Below are 18670 nucleotides of genomic sequence, written 5' to 3' on the forward strand. Positions count from 1 at the left end.
GGAGGTGGCAGGTGTGGTCGCGTCGCACGAGGTCACGCGGCGTCGGCTGCCACCTCCGTGCGGAATCCCTGATACACGGTGAGGCCGCGAGGCGCGGTCGGGCTCAGCGCGGGTCCGGCTCAGCCCGGCGTGATCTGAAAGTCGATGTTGACGGGAACCCCGCCGTCGAGCCACGCTTCGGGCCCGGAGGACATGAACGACACCACGCCGAGCACGGCGGCCAGGAGCGGCACGACCCACAGGGCGGTCGCCGCGAGCGACAGGATCCGCGAGATCTGCGCCGTCGACGTCGCCTTCGCGGCTCGGCTCAGCGCGACGACGAAGACGAGCGCCATCACGAACCAGGTCAGCGGCGACGGGCGGAGGGTCGCGGTGTAGCAGACCGGATCGCCGCCCGACGCGGGGTCGAGGCATCCACCCCTCGAGGCGAGGGTGAGCACGCCGTACAGGAACGCCCACAGCAGGCCGCGCTTGGCGAGCGAGATGATCTCGGGCACGTAGGCACCCACGAGGCTCGCCGATACCGGCGTCGCGACGGTCGCTGCGGTCACGTGGGCTCCTTCCGGCACGTGAGCTTCACGATAGGGCAGAGGAGCGCTCTCGCGGCGTCAGGCTGGTCTCAGTGCGCGACGCGAGCGGCTTGGTGCGGCGGAGGGCCGCGAGGATCGGGCGGCCCACGACGACGAGCCCGATGACGGTGGTGATCGCGCGGAGGGTGTCCCAGCTGAGGGTCGAGGTCACGAGGGAGTAGAGCAGGAAGCTCGAGAGGTTCACGTCGAGCGGCGCGCTGCCGTCGTACGAGATGCCGGTGCCGTAGCCGACCGCGAACGGCCAGAACCACAGGTTCATCAGCAGGCCGAACGCGTACGACGCGACGACGCCGTAGACGCTGAGCATGGCGATCTCGCCGATCCGCGAGATGCGCCGGGGGAGGAGGCCCGCGAGAGCGCCGACCCATGCGCACGCGAACATCTGGAAGGGAGTCCACGGGCCGAACGTGCCCGTGATGAGCGTGGAGAGGGCGATCGTCGCCATGCCGAGGAGCATGCCGAACCGCGCGCCGTAAGCGCGGCCGGCGAGGATCAGCAGGATGAACACCGCCTCGACGCCGCCGACGCCGGTGCCCGCGATGCGCACGGCCGCGCCGATGGCCGCGAGCGTGCCGAGGAGCGCGAGCATGTGCGCGGAGCGCACACTGCCGTCGAGCGTCGCCACGACGACGAGCGCGGCGAGCGGCACGAGCGCGAGCGCCGCGACCGGCACGGCCGCGTACGCCTGCTCGGGCACCGCCGTCGCGACGAGCGGCCAGCAGAACGCCCCGAGCGCGACGAGGTTCGCGGCGGCCAGAGCGGCAACGGGCAGGCGGCCGCCGAGCCGGCGCCCGCGGCTGCGGGGCGCGGTCCTCCCTGTTCGCAATTCAGGATGGTTCGCCGAACCCGCGTCCGCGGGACGGTCTTCCCGGCTTTCATCCTGAGTTGCGAGCGGTGCGCGCCGTGCAACCGGCGCGAATGGACCCGGAATCGGGCGGGCGAAGGATGCTGCGGCCAGCACGCCTGCCCGCATCGTCAGCGTCCGGTCGGTGCGGGCGGTGAAGTCGGGCTCGTGCGAGGTGACCAGCACCGCGGTGCCGGACACGGCGAGCGAGGTCAGCGCCTCCCACACCATGTCGCGGGCGGTCGGATCGAGGCCCCGCGTCGGCTCGTCGACCATGAGCACGCGCGGGGAGGGCGCGAGCTGGATCGCCAGGGCGAGGCAGCGCCGCTCGCCCGCGGACAGATCGCGCGGATGCCGCGCCAGACGCGCCGCGAAAGGCGGGCCCCCGGGATCGAGGCCCAGGAACCCCGCGAACCGCGCGGCAGTCCCCGTCGCCGCACCCGGGTCGCGGCGCGCGGCCCGGCGGTCCGCCCGCCGGCACTCGGCGGCGACGGTGTCGCAGACGAAGAGATCGTCCGAGGCGTCGGGCACCAGTGCCACGCGACCGTCCGACTCGACCGCCATTCCTCGTGCAGGCAGGGCGAGGGCGGCGAGCAGGCTCGACTTGCCCGCGCCGTTGGGGCCCACGAGCGCGGCGATCTCGCCGGCCCGCAGGTCGACATCGGCACCCGCCACGGCGACGGTGTCACGGTGGCGCACCGTGAGGCCGCGGGCGCGCAGCACGAGTTTGCCCGGCACACCGGAGTCGCGCGTCGCCGGCTCCGTTGCGGGGCGCATGCCGTGCGTTCGGGGCGGGTGCGACGCGCCCCGATCGTCCGCGGCGCGCCCCACACCCGCGGGGCCCACCAGCGCCACCACGCCGTCGTCGATCAGCAGCACCGTGTCGGCGATCCCCTCCAGCGCCTCGACGCGGTGCTCGGCGACCACGACGCACATGCCCGCGTCGTGAGCGAGTGCGTCGAGAAGGCCCGCGATGCGCACCCGGGCGTCGGCGTCGAGGTCGGCGAGCGGCTCGTCGACCAGCAGCACGATCGGGTGCTCGACGATCGCGGCGGCAATCGCGACGAGCGTCGCCTCGCCGGCCGAGAGCCCGCGCGTGGGGCGGTCGAGCAGGGCCGTCACACCCACCCGGTCGGCGACCTCGGCCACGCGGGCCGCAGTGATCACGGGTGCGACGCCGCGCAGCTCCAGCGAGAGCCCGATCTCGTCGCGCACCCGCTCGGTCGCGAACGCTTCGCGCGGATGCTGCAGCACCACGCCCACGCGCTGCGCGAGGTCGCGCGGGGGCACGGCAGCGCGCTCGTGTCCCACGACCCGCAGCGCCCCGGCGATCCACCCGCCGTCGGTGTGCGTGTGCAACCCCGAGATCGCCCGCAGGAGCGTCGACTTGCCCGACCCGGTCGCCCCCGCGACGAGGGTGAGCGTGCCCGCGTCGAGCACGAGCGAGGACGGAAGCCGGATGCCTCGTTCCCGCGCCGCGCCGCGCGCCGCCGCGGAGCCGAACCCGATCTCGACGTCCTCCGCTTCGACGGGCGCGAAGCAGTCCCCGTCGAGCCCGCGCCCCGCGAACCCGCGGAGCTCGAGAGCCGCCGCCACGGCCCCGGCGCGCTCGAGCGTGCGTTCGAGGAGGGGAAGCAGCATCCGTGCCCCGCCGCGCTCGCCGCGCAGTCGCTGGGCGAACCGCACCGCGCGGGCGCCGTCGGCGAGCGAGGGGAGGGTCGCCGCGGCGATCGCGAGGGCCCGTCCGATACCTCGGAGCGGTCCGCGTCGCGAGGCGTGCGCGAACACCCGGTGCAGGTCGATGACGGCGTTGACGACACCGAAGGCGAGGATCGCGAGGGCGATCGGCAGGGCGCTGGCGGCGGCATCCCACAGTCCGTCGACCGTGACAGGACCCAGCAGCACCACATGCGCGAACGGCGACGGCAGTCGCACCGCCGGAAGGTCCAGCAGGACGAAGCCGTCGCCGTCGGCGCCGTGGAAGAGGATGCGGTAGACGACCCGGGCCGCCACGAAACCTGCGGCGAGGATCGCCGCGGCTCGCAGAGGACCGGGTCGGAACGTCATGTCAGGTTGTCGGCGCGGCCGGCTCGCCGTTCAGGGTGAAGAGCAGCTCGAGGGATTCGCCCGGCTCGAGCTCGAGGGTCGACAGGCCCTCCTCGGCGTAGCCCCACTCGCCGTCTGCGGGCTTGATCCACAGGGACCAGTAGGCGAACGCGGCGGGCATGGACTCGCACGACTCGAAGTAGTCCGATCCGTCCTCGGCCGGGATCGCCAGGTCCTCCGCCGGGACGCCGTTGACGCGGCACACGACCGGGTCGCCGTACTCCTCGGTGCCCTCGGTCTCGACGCCCACGAGCGTCAGCGCGTCGGCGGCGGCGAGTGTCTCGTCGGTCTCGATGCACCACGCCTTGCTGTCGCCGTCCTCGAGAGCCGACGCGTCGACGGCCACCGTGATGCCGGCGTCGTCCGCGCACGCCTCGTCGAGGACCTGCACGGCCTGCGTGTCGGAGGCCGTGGGCGTCGCCTCGGGCGCGTCGGACGAGCAGGCGGCGAGGGCGAAGAGCAGGACAGCGGATGCCGCGGCAGCCGCCGCGGCGCGAAGAGTCGAAGTCACCGATCCAGGCTAGGCCCCGGCCATCGGTGTCCGGTCGCACATGACGCCCGCGCGCGGCCCGCCGTAGGCTGGCCGGGTGAGCGTTTCGGAACTGTTCGACGACAGCGAGTGGCGACAAGCCCCCGGACAGCCGGACGGCGGCTACACCGACATCACCGCCCACGTGTCGCAGGACGGCCGCATCGCGCGCATCGCGTTCGATCGGCCCGAGGTGCGCAACGCGTTCCGCCCGCACACGGTGGACGAGCTGTACCGCGCGCTCGACACCGCCCGCCAGGACCCGCGCGTGGGCGTGGTGCTCCTCACCGGCAACGGCCCGAGCCCGAAGGACGGCGGCTGGGCGTTCTGCTCCGGCGGGGACCAGCGCATCCGCGGACGCGACGGCTACAAGTACTCCGAGACCGACGCGGTCACCGACACCGCCCGCGCCGGCCGGCTGCACATCCTCGAGGTGCAGCGCCTCATCCGGTTCATGCCCAAGGTCGTGATCGCCGTGATCCCCGGGTGGGCCGCGGGCGGCGGGCACTCGCTCCACGTCGTGTGCGACCTCTCCATCGCCTCCGCCGAGCACGGCCGGTTCAAGCAGACCGACGCCGACGTCGGCTCGTTCGACGCAGGCTACGGCTCGGCGTACTTCGCCCGGCAGATCGGGCAGAAGTTCGCGCGCGAGGTGTTCTTCCTCGCCGAGGAGTACTCCGCCGAGCGCGCGTACGAGATGGGCGCCGTCAATCGCGTCGTGCCGCACGCCGACCTCGAGCGCGAGGCCGTGGCGATGGCGCGCACGATCCTCACCAAGTCGCCGACCGCGATCCGCATGCTCAAGTTCGCCTTCAACGCCGTCGACGACGGCATGGTCGGTCAGCAGGTGTTCGCGGGCGAGGCCACGCGCCTCGCCTACGGCACCGACGAAGCGGTCGAGGGCCGCGACTCCTTCCTCGAGAAGCGCGATCCGGACTGGTCGCCGTACCCCTGGCACTTCTGATGAGCACCAACTCCTCCGACTCTCATGCCTGGGACCCGCGGTCGCGGCAATACCGCATGGGCTGGCAGGTTCTGGAGGAGTTGATGCCCGCATGAAGCTCGTACCCGTCATCGGCGACGACCCCCGCGAGATCCTGCGAGGACTCCGCGGGGCGCTCCATGGCGCCGGCCCCGCGCTCGGGCTCGGGCTCGTGAGCGGGCTGCCGCCCGAGGTCCGCGCCGGCACCGCGGTGGTCGTGACGACCTCGGGGTCGACCGGCGTCCCGAAGAGCGTCGTCCTCAGCCGCGACGCGCTCACCGCCAGCGCGCTGTCGACCGCCGACCGCATCGGCGACGGCGCGTGGCTCCTCGCCCTGCCCGCAAGCTATGTCGCCGGCCTGCAGGTGCTCGTGCGCTCCCTCGTCGCCGACCGCGAGCCCGCCATCCTCGCGGGCGCCTTCACCCCGCAGGCGTTCTCGGCGGCGGCGCTCACGATGGTGTCGACCGAGCACGGCGAGCGGGTGCCGACCTACACGTCGCTGGTGCCGGCGCAGCTGACGAAGCTGCTCGACGCCGCCGAGCACGACCCCGCGGTGCTGACGGCCCTCCGCTCGTTCGAGACGATCCTCGTCGGGGGGCAGGCCCTGCCGGCCGCGACGCTCGAGCGCGCCGAGGCCGCCGGCGCGCGCATCGTGCGCACCTACGGCTCGACCGAGACGAGCGGCGGCTGCGTCTACGACGGCGTGGCCCTGGGCAACGTGCGGCTGCGCATCGAGCGCGGCGAGGTGCAGGTCTCCGGCCCGATCCTGGCCGACGGCTACCTCGGCGACGAGGGGCGGACGGATGCTGCCTTCCTCCGCGACCGCGACGGCTCGCGGTGGTACCGCACCGGCGACGCCGGGCTCATCGAAGACGGCGTGCTGCGCGTGCGCGGCCGCATCGACAACGTCATCGTGTCGGGCGGCATCAACGTCTCGCTCGACCGCGTCGAGCGGATCGTGCGCGGGATCCCCGGCCTGGCCCTGGCCGTCGTCGTCGGGGTTCCCGATGAGCGCTGGGGCGAGGCATCCGTCGTCGTCGCCTCCCGCGGCGAGGCGCTTCGCCGGAGCGAATCGGTCCAGCTCGAAGAGGCGCGCGCCGCCGTGCAGGCCGAGATCGGCGCCCACGCCCGGCCGGCGCGGCTCGTGCTGGTCGACGAGCTCGCGACGCTGCCCTCGGGAAAGCCCGACCGGGAGGCGATCCGCCGTGCGGTGATGTCGCTGCACTGACCACGGGCCGAGTCGGCCCTCGCGGTCGTCTCCCGCGACCGTCGCGACCATACGGGCCGAGTCGGCCCCCGCGGTCGTCTCCCGCGACCGTCGCGACCATACGGGCCGACTCGGGACTGCGCCTCAGCCCAGCGGGTACGGACCGGTGTCGACGACGCAGAACCTGTTGCCCTCGGTGTCTTCGAGCACGATCCAGTCCGCGTCGTCGGGGTAGTCGTCCCAGTCGACCTCGCGCGCGCCGAGGCCGAGAAGGCGCTCGACCTCGGCCCGCTGATCCTCGGCGTAGAGGTCGAGGTGGATGCGCGGCGGATAGTGCTGCGGGTAGCCCGTGACCGACAGCGCGAGGCTCGCCCCCGGGGCCGCCCAGTCGGCCTTGCCCGGCGGATCGAGGATCACCCAGTCGTCGGAGGGCTCGTTGCGGTCGACGTAGCCGAGGGCTGCGCGCCAGAAGTCGCCGGCGCGGGAGATGTCTTCGACGGTGAGGACGATGGATCCGATGCTCAGCATGGCCCCATCCTCGGCTCTCCGCCGACATCCGTCACCCGGGTTGACGAATGCGCGTTCCTCATCGGCGCGGCCCCTATGATGTGCATTCGTGGCAGGAACCCCGAGCAAGAAGCGCACCACCGCCGGACGCAAGAAGCAGCCTCCCCGCGGGAACCCGCAGAAGGCGCACGTCTCGCGCGACCCCGCCCACGTCGCGAAGCCGACGGCGCGCGACTGGATCGGCGCGGCGCGGCTGCGCACCCTGCCCCTCGCGATCACGCCGATCCTCGTCGGCACCGGCGCCGCGATCCTCGTCGCGGACGTCTTCCACTGGGTGATCGCGCTCTTCTGCCTCATCGTGTCGGTGTCGCTGCAGATCGGCGTGAACTACGCCAACGACTACAGCGACGGCATCCGGGGCACCGACGACTTCCGCGTGGGACCCGCGCGCCTCACGGCGAGCCGCAGGGTGAAGCCCCGCACGGTGCTCGTGGTGGCGCTGGCCTTCTTCGCGATCGCCGCGCTCGCCGGCCTCGCGATCACGATCCGCACGCAGCAGTGGTGGCTCATCGCCGTGGGCGCCGTCTGCATCATCGCGGCGTGGTTCTACACCGGCGGCAAGCGCCCCTACGGCTACTACGGACTCGGCGAGCTCTTCGTCTTCGTGTTCTTCGGACTCGTCGCCACGCTCGGCACGACGTGGGTGCAGGCGTTCGCCCTGCCGCAGGAGGCCTGGTTCGGCGCGGTCGGCGTCGGCCTCATCGCGTGCGCGGTGCTGCTCGCCAACAACCTGCGCGACATCGACCAGGACCGCGCCGCGGGCAAGCGCACCCTCACCGTGCTCATCGGCCGCACCGCGACGCGCGCGCTGTTCACCGTGTTCCTGCTGGTCGCGTTCGCCATCGCGGCCTTCCTCGCGTGGATCGGCTACCCGATCGCGTGGCTCACGCTGCTCGCGCTGCTGGCCGGGGCGCCCGCGATCCTCATCGTGTGGACCTACCGCGACCCGCGGGAACTGGTCGTCGCCCTGGGCCTCACGTCGCTGACGTCGGTCGCGTACGGCGCGTTCCTGATGTGGGCGTTCATCGGCTGACGGATGCTGCGCCCCTGAGTCAGGCGCGGGAATCCGGCGCTTCGCCGTCGGGCGCCGACGGAGCCGCGGCGTCGGCCGCGGCATCCTCCGCCTCCTCGTCGCTGGCGGCGGCGCGAGCCTTGGCGCGGCGCTCGGCGAGGTCCGAGGTGACGTCGTCGAGGGGCTTGCGCAGGAACAGCACCGAGAGGCTCAGCCCGATGAGGGCGGCGAAGATCGCGGCGAGCCAGTAGTACTCGCGCATGATCGGGAACAGCATCAGGATGCCGAACGGCACGAGGAACGCCAGCAGCCGCAGCACCGAGTAGACGATGGCAGAGCGCGCTTTCACCCGTCCATCCTACGTTCCGTCCCAGAGGCGGATTCGGAGACGGTTGCGTCACGGAGCGCCGACGACCGCCCACTGCGGGCCCCGCCCGCCTAGGATGGGAAGATGCCTCGGGTGCTGCTGATTCTGGCCCTGGTGGCGACCGCGTTCTGGGTCTTCACCATCGTCGATTGCGCGGTCCAGCCCCCGACCCGCCACCGCGGGGTGAGCAAGCCTATCTGGATCCTCATCGTCGTGCTGCTCCCCGTCCTCGGCGGCATCCTCTGGCTCATCGTGGGCCGCGGGCGCGCGTCGTCCGTCGCCTCTCGCCGGGCGCCCGACGACGACCCCGAGTTCCTCGGCCGCATCGGCACGATCAGCGACCAGGACGAGCGCATCCGCCGCCTCGAGGAGGAGCTCGCGCAGCTCGACGCCGAGGGCGAAGACCCGCGGTACAACCCGCCGGCAGGGCCCGCGGCATCCGACGACGCCGCCGCACCCGGAAGTGCGACAGCCGCGGGCGGCACCGCGACGCCGGGCACCCCGCCGCAGGCGAAGCCGCCGGTCAGCCCCGCGGACGGCGACGACGACGCCCGCGGCCAGCGCGGAGCCATCGGCTGACGTGACCGACGCCGACAGCGCCGGGGGCGCGCTCGACTCCGCGCCCGCGACCGACGCCGCCGCCGCGCTGCTGTGCCGGCTCGTCGAACTCGGCGTGCGCCACGTCGTGCTGAGCCCCGGTTCTCGTTCGCAGGCGCTCGCGCTGGTCGCCGCCGAACTCGAGCGGCGCGGCGCGATCCGCCTGCACGTGCGCATCGACGAGCGGGTCGCGGGCTTCACGGCGCTCGGCATCGGACGCGAGACACGGATACCGGCGGCCGTGGTCTGCACGTCGGGCACCGCGGTCGCCAACCTGCTGCCCGCCGCGCTCGAGGCGCACCACGCCGGCGTTCCGCTGCTGCTGCTCACGGCCGACCGCCCGCCGGAGCTGCGCGGCGTCGGAGCGAATCAGACCACGCGCCAGCCCGGCATGTTCGCCCCCACCGTGCGGCTCGAGGCCGACGTGCCGGTGCCCGAATGCGTCGACCCCGACGGCACCCACGAGCAGAGCGCGATGCTGCGCCTGCTCGCCGAGGACGCCGTCGCCGCCGCGCTGGGTGCGGGGACGCGCTCTCCGGGGCCGGTGCACCTGAACCTCCCGTACCGCGAGCCGCTCTCCGGCGCGCTCCCCGCATGGATGGGCGTTCCGGCCGCCGAGCTCGAGACCGCGGTCGTCGACGACCCCGACGGACCGCCGGTGGCGGTCGACGCCGAGGACGAGGCATCCGGAGCGCTCTACCAGGGTGGTGGCGGCATCGGCGAGGCCGACGTCCCGACCGAGCCGGAGGACGCGCCGCTCGTGCTGGAACGCGGTCCGCGCACCGTCGTGCTCGCCGGGTCCGACGCCGGTCCCGACGCCGAGCAGCTCGCCCACGTCGGCGCGTGGCCGCTCATCGCCGAGATCGTGAGCGGCGCGCGGTTCGGGCGCCACCTCGTGCACGGGTACCGCGAGCTGCTGCGCGACCCGCAGCTCGGCGGGCGCATCGAGCGCGTCGTGGTGCTCGGGCACCCGACGCTCAGCCGGGAGACCGCGGCGCTGCTGTCCGACCCCGAGATCGAGGTCATCGCGGTCCGGGGGCCGGGCGAGCCGCTCAACCTCAACGGCGCGACGGTCGCCGCCGACCGCATCGCCGTCGCGACCGGCGACCCCGACCGCGCATGGCTCGGGGCGTGGCTGCAGGCGTCGCGCGCAGCATCCGTGGACCTCACTCCGCCCGCTCCCGACGCCGAGGGCCTCTCGTCGGCCGTGCCGGGAGAGCGGCTCGGCGCGATCGCGGCCGAGCTCGGCGTGATCCGTGCACCCGTCGACCGCGCCGCGCTCGTAGACGCCGTCTGGCGGGCGACGTGGCCGCACGACCGGCTCGTGTTCGGGTCGTCGCGCCTCGTACGCGTGGCCGACCAGGTGCTGCCGGGCAAGAAGGTGCCCGTGCACGCGAACCGCGGGCTCGCCGGCATCGACGGCACGATCGCGACGGCGACCGGCATCGCCCTCGCGAGCCAGTCCGCGGGGGGCGCGGGGGTCACCCGCGTGGTCCTCGGCGATCTCGCGCTGCTGCACGACGTCGGCGCGATGCTGCTGCCGCCGCAGGAGGGCGAGCCGCGCATCCAGCTCATCGTCGGCAACGACGGGGGCGGCACGATCTTCGACGCGCTCGAGGTGGCCGCCGTCGCGGGCGCCGATGTCATGGACCGCGTGCTGCTCACCCCGCACACCGTGCGCCTCGAGCAGCTCGCGCTCGCCTACGGCTGGGAGTACCGCCGCGTCACGACGCGCGCGGCGCTCGATCAGGCGCTCACGTCTCCGGTCGGCGGTCGGCAGCTCATCGAGGTCCCGCTCGAGCGCTGAGCCCGCGGCATCCGCCATGATGGCTCCATGATCGCCTCGAGTCAGAAGCACTGGAGTGGCGACGTCGCCGATCTCCTCCGAGTCCGCGAGGGCTTCGTCCTCGCCGACGTCGACACCCGCTCGACGCCGGGATACGAGAAGGACAAGGTGCACGCCGCGGAGGACCTCAAGACCGGCGCCGCCCAGCTGGACGAGTACCAGGAACGGCTGTTCGCGCAGAGCCGTGTCGACGCGACCGACGCCTCGGTGCTCCTGGTTCTCCAGGCCATGGACTCCGCCGGCAAGGGCGGCATCATCCGCCACGTCGTCGGCTCCGTCGACCCTCAGGGCGTCGTATTGTCGGCATTCAAGAAGCCCACACCCGAGGAGCTCGCGCACGACTTCCTGTGGCGCGTCGAGCAACGCCTGCCGGTGTCGGGACTCATCGGCGTCTTCGACCGGTCCCACTACGAGGACGTGCTCATCGGCCGGGTTCGAAAACTCGCACCCGTCGAGGAGATCGAGCGGCGCTACGGCGCGATCAACGAGTTCGAGAAGCGCCTGACCGACACGGGCACGCGCATCGTCAAGGTGATGCTGCACATCTCGCCCGACGAGCAGAAGAAGCGCCTGATGGAGCGGCTCGAGCGCCCGGACAAGCACTGGAAGTACAACCCGGGCGACGTCGACGAGCGCGAGCTGTGGCCGTCGTACATGGCGGCGTACCAGACGGTGTTCGACCGCACGTCGACCGACCACGCCCCGTGGTACGTCGTGCCCGCCGACCGCAAGTGGTACGGCCGGCTCGCCGTCCAGAACCTCCTGCTCGAGGCCCTCGAAGACATCGACCCGCACTGGCCCGCCGCGACGTTCGACGTCGAGGCCGAGAAGAAGCGCCTCGCGGCGAGCTGATCCTCGCACCGGCTGGTGGTCGCCCGCATGGTCTTGGGCCCCGAAGGAAGGCCTGACCGCCTGCCGGATGCGCGGCGGACGCGAGCTCAGGCGAGCGCGTCGACGATCGGGCGGAACTTGACACGGGTCTCGAGCAGCTCCTTGTCGGGGTTGCTCTGGGCGACGATCCCGGCGCCCGCGTGCGCGACGACCGGGATCGTTGCGCTGTACTCGGCGTACCGGCGGAGCACACGGCCGGGATCGCCGATCTGCGCGCATCGCAGGGCGATGGCCCACTCGCCGTTGCCGTCGCCGTCGATCCATCCCACCGGGCCGGCGTAGCGCCCCCGGTCGAACGGCTCGAGCCGGCGGATCAGGTCCAGCGCGGTGTCCGTCGGCGTGCCGGCCACGGCCGCCGTCGGATGCAGTTCCGCGACCAGGTCGAGGGCCGACGCATGGTCGGCCAGGTCGCCCGCGACGTCGGTCGCGAGGTGCCACAGGTTCGGCAGCTTGAGGGTGAAGGGCTCGGGATCGGCGCGCAGGTGGCGCACGTGCGGTGCCAGCTTCGCGAGCACGCTCTGCACGGCATAGCGGTGCTCGTCGAGATCCTTCGCGCTGTGCGCGAGCGACGCGGACGCCTCGGTGTCGTCGTGCGCGTCGACACCGCGGGGGATCGTGCCGGCGAGCACCCGCGCGGTCACGACGCCGCGCGCGGCGGTCACCAAGGTCTCAGGGCTCGCGCCGATGAGCCGGTCGACCGCGAACGTCCACGTGTCGGGGTAGTCGTCGGCGAGGGCGCGCACGAGGCGGCGCAGGTCGGCGCCGACCGGGATCGTGCCGACGAGGTCGCGCGCGAGCACGACCTTCTCGAGCTCGCCCCGCACGATCGCGTCGACGGCCGCCCGCACGGCGGCGTGGTAGCCGGCGCGATCGAGCTTTCCGGGGCCGAGCGTCGCCGACCAGTACGGGCCGTACGGCCTGGGCTCGACCGCCGGGTCGGGGCGCGAGACGTGCGTCTGCCGGATGCGCGTGACCCATGATCGTCCGTGATGGCGGCCGACCACCGCCTGCGGGATGATCAAGCGGCTCGTGGCCGACGACCGCTCGTCGAACACGAGCGTGCCGAACGCGACCAGGCCGGTGCCGGGAAGGCCCACCGGGTCGTCGATCTCCGCGTTCGCGGCGATCTGGCGCCAGGTCTCGGCCGCCGTCGGCAGGGTGACCGGGTCGACGCCCGGCGCGGAGTGCGGGCCTCGCTCGTAGCCGCCGACCTCACCGATGCCGACGATGCCGTCGCCGCGCCGCAGCCAGGCGAGCGGCTCGTCGGGGGAGGCGTAGGCGAGGAGGTCGTCGACGTGCTCGATCTCGCGGGTCTCGACCACCAGCTCAGGCGGGCGGTGCGAAGATGTCACGCCTCCAGCCTAGACTCGCGGGGTGACCGACGCCGCCGCACAGCGCCCCACCCCCGGCCCGCCCGAGCATCCCCAGCCCGGCGCTCCGCTCCGGTTCCGCTGGCGCAAATGGGACGGCGGGCCGCACTGGGTCAACGACTGCATCTATCTGGGCAGCGACCGCTGGGGAGACTGGCTCGGCCAGCCGCAGGGTTGGCTCAACGCGCGGCCGGGCCGCCGGTTCCCCGCAGAGACCCCCGCGGTGATGCTCGTCCCCAGCGATGACTTCGTGCTGACGGTGAATGCCGCTCCGCACCGGGTGCGCGTCTACATCGACATCGCGTGGGATGTCCGGTGGGACCACGAGGGCCCCACTGGGATCGACATGGACCTCGACGTCGTCAAGGCGACAGACGGGCGCGGGCTCTTCATCGACGACCGCGACGAGTGGGAGGAGCACCGCGTGGCCTACGGCTACCCGCTCGATCTCGTCGAGAGGCTCGAGGCGCTCGCCGCCGACCTCGAGCGGCGCGTCGGTGCGGCGGAGGCGCCGTTCGACGACGCGACCGCGACCGCCTGGCTCGCGCGCCTCGCCTCCTACGACGCGGTGGCACCGCCGCCGCCGCTCACCTTCGCGGACGCCGGCGACGCCTCGCACCTCGGCGGACCCGGAGGCGCCGCCTAGACTCGGAGCGTGGCATCCCACCCCTCCGATCACGAGCCGAACCGCGCCGACCTGCACAAGGATCCGTCGCGCGTGAGCGGCATGTTCGACCAGGTCGCGGCCGGCTACGACCGCACCAACACCGTGCTGAGCATGGGCAACGACCGGTTCTGGCGCGCCGCGACGACGCGCGCGGTGAACCCCCGCGCCGGCCAGCGCATCCTCGACCTCGCCGCAGGCACGGGAGCTTCGAGCGTCGCGCTCGCCGGCCGCGGCGCCACGGTCGTCGCCGCCGATTTCTCGCCGGGCATGATCGCCGAGGGAAGGCGCCGGCACAGCAGCATCCGGAATCTCTCCTTCGTGCAGGCCGATGCCACCGACCTGCCGTTCGGCGACGACGAGTTCGACGCGGTGACGATGTCGTTCGGGCTGCGCAACGTCAACGACCCGAAGAAGGCGCTGAGCGAGCTGCTGCGCGTGACGAAGCCGGGAGGCCGCCTCGTGATCTGCGAGTTCTCGCACCCGCCGTCGAGGCCGTTCAACGGCCTCTATCGCTTCTACAACGACCGCGTGCTGCCCGTCGTCGCGAAGACCGTGAGCTCCAACGCCGAGGCGTACGACTACCTGAACGAGTCCATCCGCGACTGGCCGGACCAGCGAACGCTCTCCGCGTGGATCCGCGAGGCGGGCTGGACGGACGTCGCGCACCGCAACCTGTCGATGGGCATCGTCGCGCTGCACCGCGCCACGAAACCCCAGGCCTAGCGGCCATCGACGCACGGCGGACCGCGACGAAACGCGCCCCCGGTAGGCTGGACGCGTGACACCGACAGCGCCGGGCTCGCATATCGCGGGCAAGCTGGGCCTCACCGACCGCATCTTCGCGGGCGCGCGCTCTCGCGGCCTGCTCAAGACCGTCGAGGCGGGGCTCAAGCGCGTCGACAGCGCCCTCGAGCGTGAGCTGCGGGTCGCCGACACGCTCGCCGACGCCACGAGCCGCTACCTCTACGACGCCGGCGGCAAGCGCATCCGCCCCATGCTGGCGCTCCTGACCGCCCAGCTCGGCGACGGCGCGACCGACGAGGTGATCGACGCCGCGACGGCTCTCGAGATGACGCACCTCGGATCCCTCTACCACGACGACGTGATGGATGCTGCCGACAAGCGCCGCGGAGTCCCCAGCGCCCACGCGGTCTGGGGCAACAACGTCGCGATCCTGACCGGCGACCTGCTGTTCTCGCGTGCGAGTCAGATCATGGCACGACACGGCGAGGACGCGATCCGGCTGCAGGCCGACACGTTCGAGCGTCTTGTGCTCGGGCAGATGCACGAGACGGTCGGGCCGTCCGCCGACGACGACCGCGTCGCGTTCTACCTCCAGGTGCTCGCCGACAAGACGGGCTCGTTGATCGCGGCGGCCGCGCAGGCGGGCGTGATCTTCTCGAACGGCCCGCAGGAGTTCGAGCAGCCCATGGTGACCTTCGGCGAGAAGGCCGGCGTCGCGTTCCAGCTGCTCGACGATGTCATCGACCTGTCCGCCGACCCCGACGAGACCGGCAAGGTGCCCGGCACCGACCTTCGAGCGGGCGTGCCCACCATGCCGTACCTCGTGCTCGGACAGCGGACGGATGCCGCCTCGGTCGACCTGCGCGCCCGCATCGACGAGGGAGTGGCGCGCATCGCCGATGGCGCCGACCCGGAGATCCTCGACGAGCCGCTCGCGCAGCTGCGCGACCACGAGGCGACGCAGGCCACCCTCGACCTCGCCAACGCGTGGTCGACCGAAGCGATCGATGCGCTCGCGCCGATCCCCGACGGCGCCGTGCGCGAGGCGCTCACCCGCTTCGCCCAGGCCGTCGCCGACCGCTCCAGTTAGCCCCCGCGTCTCGTCTCGCTTCGCTCGCTCGACGACCGGGGCCGGGCGACTCCGGAATCCGAAAGGACCACCCATGACCAAGCTCCGACTGGCGATCGTCGGCGCGGGCCCGGCTGGCATCTACGCCGCCGACATCCTGCTCAAGGCCGAGCGCAAGTTCGACGTGTCGATCGATCTGTTCGAGCAGCTGCCCGCACCCTATGGGCTGGTCCGCTACGGCGTCGCCCCCGACCACCCGCGCATCAAGGGCATCATCACGGCCCTGCGCGAGGTGCTCGACCGCGGCGACATCCGCATCTTCGGCAACGTCCGATTCGGCGAGGACATCACCCTCGAGGATCTCAAGCACCACTACCACGCGGTGATCTTCGCGACGGGCGCCATCCGCGACACCGACCTCGACATCCCCGGCATCGACGCCGTCGGCTCGTACGGAGCGGCCGACTTCGTGAGCTGGTTCGACGGGCACCCGGATGTGCCTCGCGAGTGGCCGCTGGATGCAGCATCCGTCGCCGTCATCGGAAACGGCAACGTCGCACTGGATGTCTCGCGCATGCTGGCCAAGCACGCCGAGGACCTGCTGCCGACCGAGATCCCCGACAACGTGCACCAGGGCCTGGTGGCATCGAACGTGACCGACGTGCACGTGTTCGGCCGTCGCGGTCCGGCCAATGTGAAGTTCACCCCGCTCGAGCTCCGCGAGCTCGGCGAGCTGCGCGACGTCGACATGGTCGTCTACGACGAGGACTTCGACTACGACGAGGCCGCCCGCGCCGCGATCGCCAGCAACAAGCAGGTCATGGTGATCGACCGCGTGCTGCAGTCGTGGCGCAAGCGCGACTCGGTCAACAACAACGGCGGCACGGCCTCGCGTCGCCTGCACCTGCACTTCTACGCCAAGCCGATCGAAGTGAAGACGGATGCCGAGGGCCGCGTGTCCGCGCTCGTCTACGAGCGCACGCGCCCCGACGGCGAGGGCGGCGTCGTCGGCACCGGCGAGCTGCGCGAGGTGCCCATCCAGGCGCTGTACCGCGCCGTCGGCTACTTCGGATCGCCGCTGCCCGGCGTGCCGTTCGACAAGCGGCACGGCGTCATCCCGAACCGCGAGGGCCAGGTGCTCAGCAAGGACTCGAATCAGCGGGTCAACGGCGTCTATGCCACCGGCTGGATCAAGCGCGGACCGGTGGGCCTGATCGGCCACACGAAGTCCGACGCGATGGAGACGGTCCGTCACCTCATCAACGACCAGGGAACGTGGTGGCAGCCGGCCGACCCGTCCGAGGCGGCGATCCCCGCCCTGCTCGCCGAGCGCGGAGTGGCCTGGACCGACCTCGACGGCTGGCACCGCCTCGACGAGCACGAGATGGCGCTGGGCGCGCCGCACGAGCGCGCGAGGATCAAGGTGGTGCCCCGCGACGAGATGGTGACGATCTCCCGGGCCACATCCGGTCGTTGAGCCTGCCGAAACGCCGCACCCTAGGCTGAGGGGCATGGCCGGGCCATCCCTCACCTGGGTCCCCGACATCCTCGGGAACCCCTTCGAGCAGTCGACGCTGCCGCTCGGCGTGGACGGCGAGCACGGGCCGCTCGTCGCGACGCTGGTGCGCAGCATCCCGAATCCGTTCCTGACGCTGTTCGCACCGCTGCGCGATGTGGACGTGCTCTACGTGCACGGCTGGTCGGACTACTTCTTCCAGCGCGACCTCGCGCAGTTCTGGACGCGTCGGGGCGCGCGGTTCTACGCGCTCGACCTGCGCCGGTACGGTCGCAGCCTGCGCGACGGGCAGCTGCCCGGGTACGTGGACTCCCTCGAGGACTACGACGTCGACATCGCGGCGGCGCTGCACGCGATGGGACACCCCGTGGGGTCAGCCGGACAACCGCCGGCGTCCGAACCGGACAGCCGCACCGGACGCAGGCTCGTGCTGCTCGGCCATTCGACGGGCGGTCTGACGCTCACGCTCTGGGCGGCCCGGCACCCCGGCCAGGCGCATGCCGTCGTGCTCAACAGCCCGTGGCTCGAGCTTCAGCTCGGCACCCTCGGACGCCAGGCGCTGGCACCGCTGGTCGACATGCGGGCGAGGCTCGATCCGCGCGGGACGCAGCCCGCCGTCGACTTCGGGTTCTACACCCGCGCGCAGGACGAGATCGGCACGCTGCCGCACGACGAGCACCGTGCCGTGTGGCGGCCCGATCGGGGATTCCCGACGGCGCCGGGGTGGCTGTCGGCGGTGATGGAGGGGCATCGCCGGGTCGCCGCCGGCGTCGACGTCGGGTGTCCGGCGCTGGTGCTGCTGTCGACGGGATCGACGCCGCCGCTGTCGTGGCGGGAATCCATGACCTCGACTGACTCCGTGCTCGTCGTCGACGACATCGCCCGCGCGGCGACCAGGATCGGCGAACTCGTCACGATCGCGCGCGTGGACGGCGCCATCCACGACGTCTTCCTCTCCCGCACCGGCCCGCGCGAGATCGCGTACGATGCTCTCGACCGCTGGGCGCGCGCGTACGTCGTACCGGACGCGATTGTCCCCCGAAGAGGGGACAGCGCCCTTGTAGACAGTCGGGTTAAGCTGTAGGGGAGATGTCCCCAGCATCTCAGGGAAGGCCCTCCCCAAGAATCCTTCCCATCCGTCGCCACGCGCCGCAACCGGGGGGTTGGGAGCGAGAGCAGCGACGACAGGCCCCGGGTGTCCCCAGCACCCGGGGCCTTTATCGTCCCCGCTCCCGGTCGGTCACTCCGCGCGGCGGGCGAGCACGCGCATCATGAGCACGTACGTCGTCAGCGACAGCACGTACCCGAGCAGGTACACGACGAGCTCCTGCGCGAGGAACCGGCTGTAGTCGAGCTCGCCGCCGGCCATCGCCGGCGCGCTGACGCCGAGGAAGTAGGCGGCGGTCTGGCCGGCGGCGAAGATGCCGAGCAGCGCGAGCACCGCGAGGAGGGCCAGCCAGATCCGACCGCGCCAGACGCGGCCGGTCGCGGCCATCGCCGTCGACGACGTCCAGTCCGGCACCTCGGGGTCGAGCCACCCGTTCACCTTCGGTACAAGGATCACGGCCGCGATGAACGCCGCGTTGAGGAGCGTGCTGCCGACGCCGGCGGCCGAGCCGCCGTCGACGTCGCCCCGGACGAGCGCGGGGACGAGGAGGATGACGAGCACCGGCAGCGTCGCGACGACGGCCGAGAACACGGCCCGGAGGAAGCGCATGGCCCGAGTGTAGGGGGCGATGCGGAGAGCGGATGCCTCGGCTCGAGGC

General features: G+C 72.5%; 18 protein-coding genes. 11 read left to right on the forward strand and 7 right to left on the reverse strand.

Features of this window, described 5'->3' with window-relative positions; genetic code table 11:
* Positions 1-119: 119 nt before the first annotated feature.
* Genes ACFQ7C_RS06325 through ACFQ7C_RS06335 form a run of 3 tightly spaced genes read right to left on the reverse strand, consistent with a single transcriptional unit; the run spans position 120 to position 4051 of the window.
* Positions 120-551 (reverse strand): hypothetical protein, encoded by a 432-nt coding sequence (locus ACFQ7C_RS06325; protein WP_378898661.1) that lies wholly within the window; start codon positions 549-551, stop codon positions 120-122.
* 25 nt (positions 552-576) lie between these two features.
* The gene (locus tag ACFQ7C_RS06330) at positions 577-3501 is read right to left on the reverse strand and encodes an ATP-binding cassette domain-containing protein (protein WP_378898662.1); all 2925 of its coding nucleotides are present in this window, start codon (positions 3499-3501) and stop codon (positions 577-579) included.
* Position 3502: 1 nt separating this feature from the next.
* Positions 3503-4051 carry a hypothetical protein gene (locus tag ACFQ7C_RS06335; RefSeq protein WP_378898663.1) on the reverse strand — a complete coding sequence of 183 codons (549 nt, stop codon included), beginning with the start codon at positions 4049-4051 and terminating at the stop codon, positions 3503-3505.
* Positions 4052-4127: 76 nt separating this feature from the next.
* On the opposite strand from ACFQ7C_RS06335, the gene ACFQ7C_RS06340 reads away from it, so the two are divergent.
* Positions 4128-5033 carry a 1,4-dihydroxy-2-naphthoyl-CoA synthase gene (locus ACFQ7C_RS06340; protein WP_378898664.1) on the forward strand — a complete coding sequence of 302 codons (906 nt, stop codon included), beginning with the start codon at positions 4128-4130 and terminating at the stop codon, positions 5031-5033.
* A gap of 91 nt (positions 5034-5124) precedes the next feature.
* Positions 5125-6279 carry an AMP-binding protein gene (locus tag ACFQ7C_RS06345; RefSeq protein WP_378898665.1) on the forward strand — a complete coding sequence of 385 codons (1155 nt, stop codon included), beginning with the start codon at positions 5125-5127 and terminating at the stop codon, positions 6277-6279.
* A 123-nt stretch (positions 6280-6402) separates the two neighbouring features.
* Here ACFQ7C_RS06345 and ACFQ7C_RS06350 read toward each other — a convergent pair whose 3' ends face one another.
* On the reverse strand, positions 6403-6786 hold the full coding sequence (locus ACFQ7C_RS06350; RefSeq protein ID WP_378898666.1) for a VOC family protein: 384 nt from the start codon (positions 6784-6786) through the stop codon (positions 6403-6405).
* Positions 6787-6874: 88 nt separating this feature from the next.
* On the opposite strand from ACFQ7C_RS06350, the gene ACFQ7C_RS06355 reads away from it, so the two are divergent.
* On the forward strand, positions 6875-7858 hold the full coding sequence (locus ACFQ7C_RS06355) for a 1,4-dihydroxy-2-naphthoate polyprenyltransferase (protein ID WP_378898667.1): 984 nt from the start codon (positions 6875-6877) through the stop codon (positions 7856-7858).
* 19 nt (positions 7859-7877) lie between these two features.
* Here ACFQ7C_RS06355 and ACFQ7C_RS06360 read toward each other — a convergent pair whose 3' ends face one another.
* The gene (locus ACFQ7C_RS06360; protein ID WP_378898668.1) at positions 7878-8186 is read right to left on the reverse strand and encodes a DUF4229 domain-containing protein; all 309 of its coding nucleotides are present in this window, start codon (positions 8184-8186) and stop codon (positions 7878-7880) included.
* 102 nt (positions 8187-8288) lie between these two features.
* On the opposite strand from ACFQ7C_RS06360, the gene ACFQ7C_RS06365 reads away from it, so the two are divergent.
* Genes ACFQ7C_RS06365 through ACFQ7C_RS06375 form a run of 3 tightly spaced genes read left to right on the forward strand, consistent with a single transcriptional unit; the run spans position 8289 to position 11499 of the window.
* Positions 8289-8783 carry a PLD nuclease N-terminal domain-containing protein gene (locus ACFQ7C_RS06365; RefSeq protein WP_378898669.1) on the forward strand — a complete coding sequence of 165 codons (495 nt, stop codon included), beginning with the start codon at positions 8289-8291 and terminating at the stop codon, positions 8781-8783.
* Position 8784: 1 nt separating this feature from the next.
* Positions 8785-10608, forward strand: coding sequence for a 2-succinyl-5-enolpyruvyl-6-hydroxy-3-cyclohexene-1-carboxylic-acid synthase (gene menD, locus ACFQ7C_RS06370; RefSeq protein ID WP_378898670.1), 1824 nt, complete (start codon positions 8785-8787; stop codon positions 10606-10608).
* Positions 10609-10635: 27 nt separating this feature from the next.
* Entirely contained in the window at positions 10636-11499 is an 864-nt protein-coding gene (locus ACFQ7C_RS06375) for a polyphosphate kinase 2 family protein (protein ID WP_378898671.1), read from the forward strand.
* Positions 11500-11585: 86 nt separating this feature from the next.
* Here ACFQ7C_RS06375 and ACFQ7C_RS06380 read toward each other — a convergent pair whose 3' ends face one another.
* On the reverse strand, positions 11586-12890 hold the full coding sequence (locus ACFQ7C_RS06380) for an isochorismate synthase MenF (protein ID WP_378898672.1): 1305 nt from the start codon (positions 12888-12890) through the stop codon (positions 11586-11588).
* 22 nt (positions 12891-12912) lie between these two features.
* On the opposite strand from ACFQ7C_RS06380, the gene ACFQ7C_RS06385 reads away from it, so the two are divergent.
* The 5 genes from ACFQ7C_RS06385 (at position 12913) to ACFQ7C_RS06405 (ending at position 17988) form a co-directional block, all read left to right on the forward strand.
* Positions 12913-13554 carry a DUF402 domain-containing protein gene (locus tag ACFQ7C_RS06385; protein WP_378898673.1) on the forward strand — a complete coding sequence of 214 codons (642 nt, stop codon included), beginning with the start codon at positions 12913-12915 and terminating at the stop codon, positions 13552-13554.
* Positions 13555-13563: 9 nt separating this feature from the next.
* Positions 13564-14298 carry a demethylmenaquinone methyltransferase gene (locus ACFQ7C_RS06390; protein WP_378898674.1) on the forward strand — a complete coding sequence of 245 codons (735 nt, stop codon included), beginning with the start codon at positions 13564-13566 and terminating at the stop codon, positions 14296-14298.
* Positions 14299-14353: 55 nt separating this feature from the next.
* On the forward strand, positions 14354-15409 hold the full coding sequence (locus ACFQ7C_RS06395; protein WP_378898675.1) for a polyprenyl synthetase family protein: 1056 nt from the start codon (positions 14354-14356) through the stop codon (positions 15407-15409).
* 73 nt (positions 15410-15482) lie between these two features.
* Positions 15483-16865 carry an FAD-dependent oxidoreductase gene (locus ACFQ7C_RS06400; RefSeq protein ID WP_378898676.1) on the forward strand — a complete coding sequence of 461 codons (1383 nt, stop codon included), beginning with the start codon at positions 15483-15485 and terminating at the stop codon, positions 16863-16865.
* Between the two features lie 34 nt (positions 16866-16899).
* Complete coding sequence (locus ACFQ7C_RS06405) at positions 16900-17988, forward strand: alpha/beta hydrolase (RefSeq protein WP_378898677.1); 1089 nt, start codon at positions 16900-16902, stop codon at positions 17986-17988.
* A 156-nt stretch (positions 17989-18144) separates the two neighbouring features.
* On the opposite strand, the gene ACFQ7C_RS06410 is transcribed toward ACFQ7C_RS06405, so the two are convergent.
* Positions 18145-18621 carry a hypothetical protein gene (locus ACFQ7C_RS06410; protein ID WP_378898678.1) on the reverse strand — a complete coding sequence of 159 codons (477 nt, stop codon included), beginning with the start codon at positions 18619-18621 and terminating at the stop codon, positions 18145-18147.
* Positions 18622-18670 lie beyond the last annotated feature (49 nt).

The organism is Microbacterium sp. NPDC056569 (assembly GCF_042793475.1).
Taxonomy (GTDB): Bacteria; Actinomycetota; Actinomycetes; order Actinomycetales; family Microbacteriaceae; genus Microbacterium.

Bases quoted from the DNA above. Each gene is read 5' to 3' on its own strand.
- ACFQ7C_RS06330 (WP_378898662.1), bottom strand. From the start codon at position 3,501: ATGACGTTCCGACCCGGTCCTCTGCGAGCCGCGGCGATCCTCGCCGCA.
- ACFQ7C_RS06345 (WP_378898665.1), top strand. From the start codon at position 5,125: ATGAAGCTCGTACCCGTCATCGGCGACGACCCCCGCGAGATCCTGCGA.
- ACFQ7C_RS06350 (WP_378898666.1), bottom strand. From the start codon at position 6,786: ATGCTGAGCATCGGATCCATCGTCCTCACCGTCGAAGACATCTCCCGC.
- ACFQ7C_RS06365 (WP_378898669.1), top strand. From the start codon at position 8,289: ATGCCTCGGGTGCTGCTGATTCTGGCCCTGGTGGCGACCGCGTTCTGG.
- ACFQ7C_RS06375 (WP_378898671.1), top strand. From the start codon at position 10,636: ATGATCGCCTCGAGTCAGAAGCACTGGAGTGGCGACGTCGCCGATCTC.
- ACFQ7C_RS06400 (WP_378898676.1), top strand. From the start codon at position 15,483: ATGACCAAGCTCCGACTGGCGATCGTCGGCGCGGGCCCGGCTGGCATC.
- ACFQ7C_RS06405 (WP_378898677.1), top strand. From the start codon at position 16,900: ATGGCCGGGCCATCCCTCACCTGGGTCCCCGACATCCTCGGGAACCCC.
- ACFQ7C_RS06410 (WP_378898678.1), bottom strand. From the start codon at position 18,621: ATGCGCTTCCTCCGGGCCGTGTTCTCGGCCGTCGTCGCGACGCTGCCG.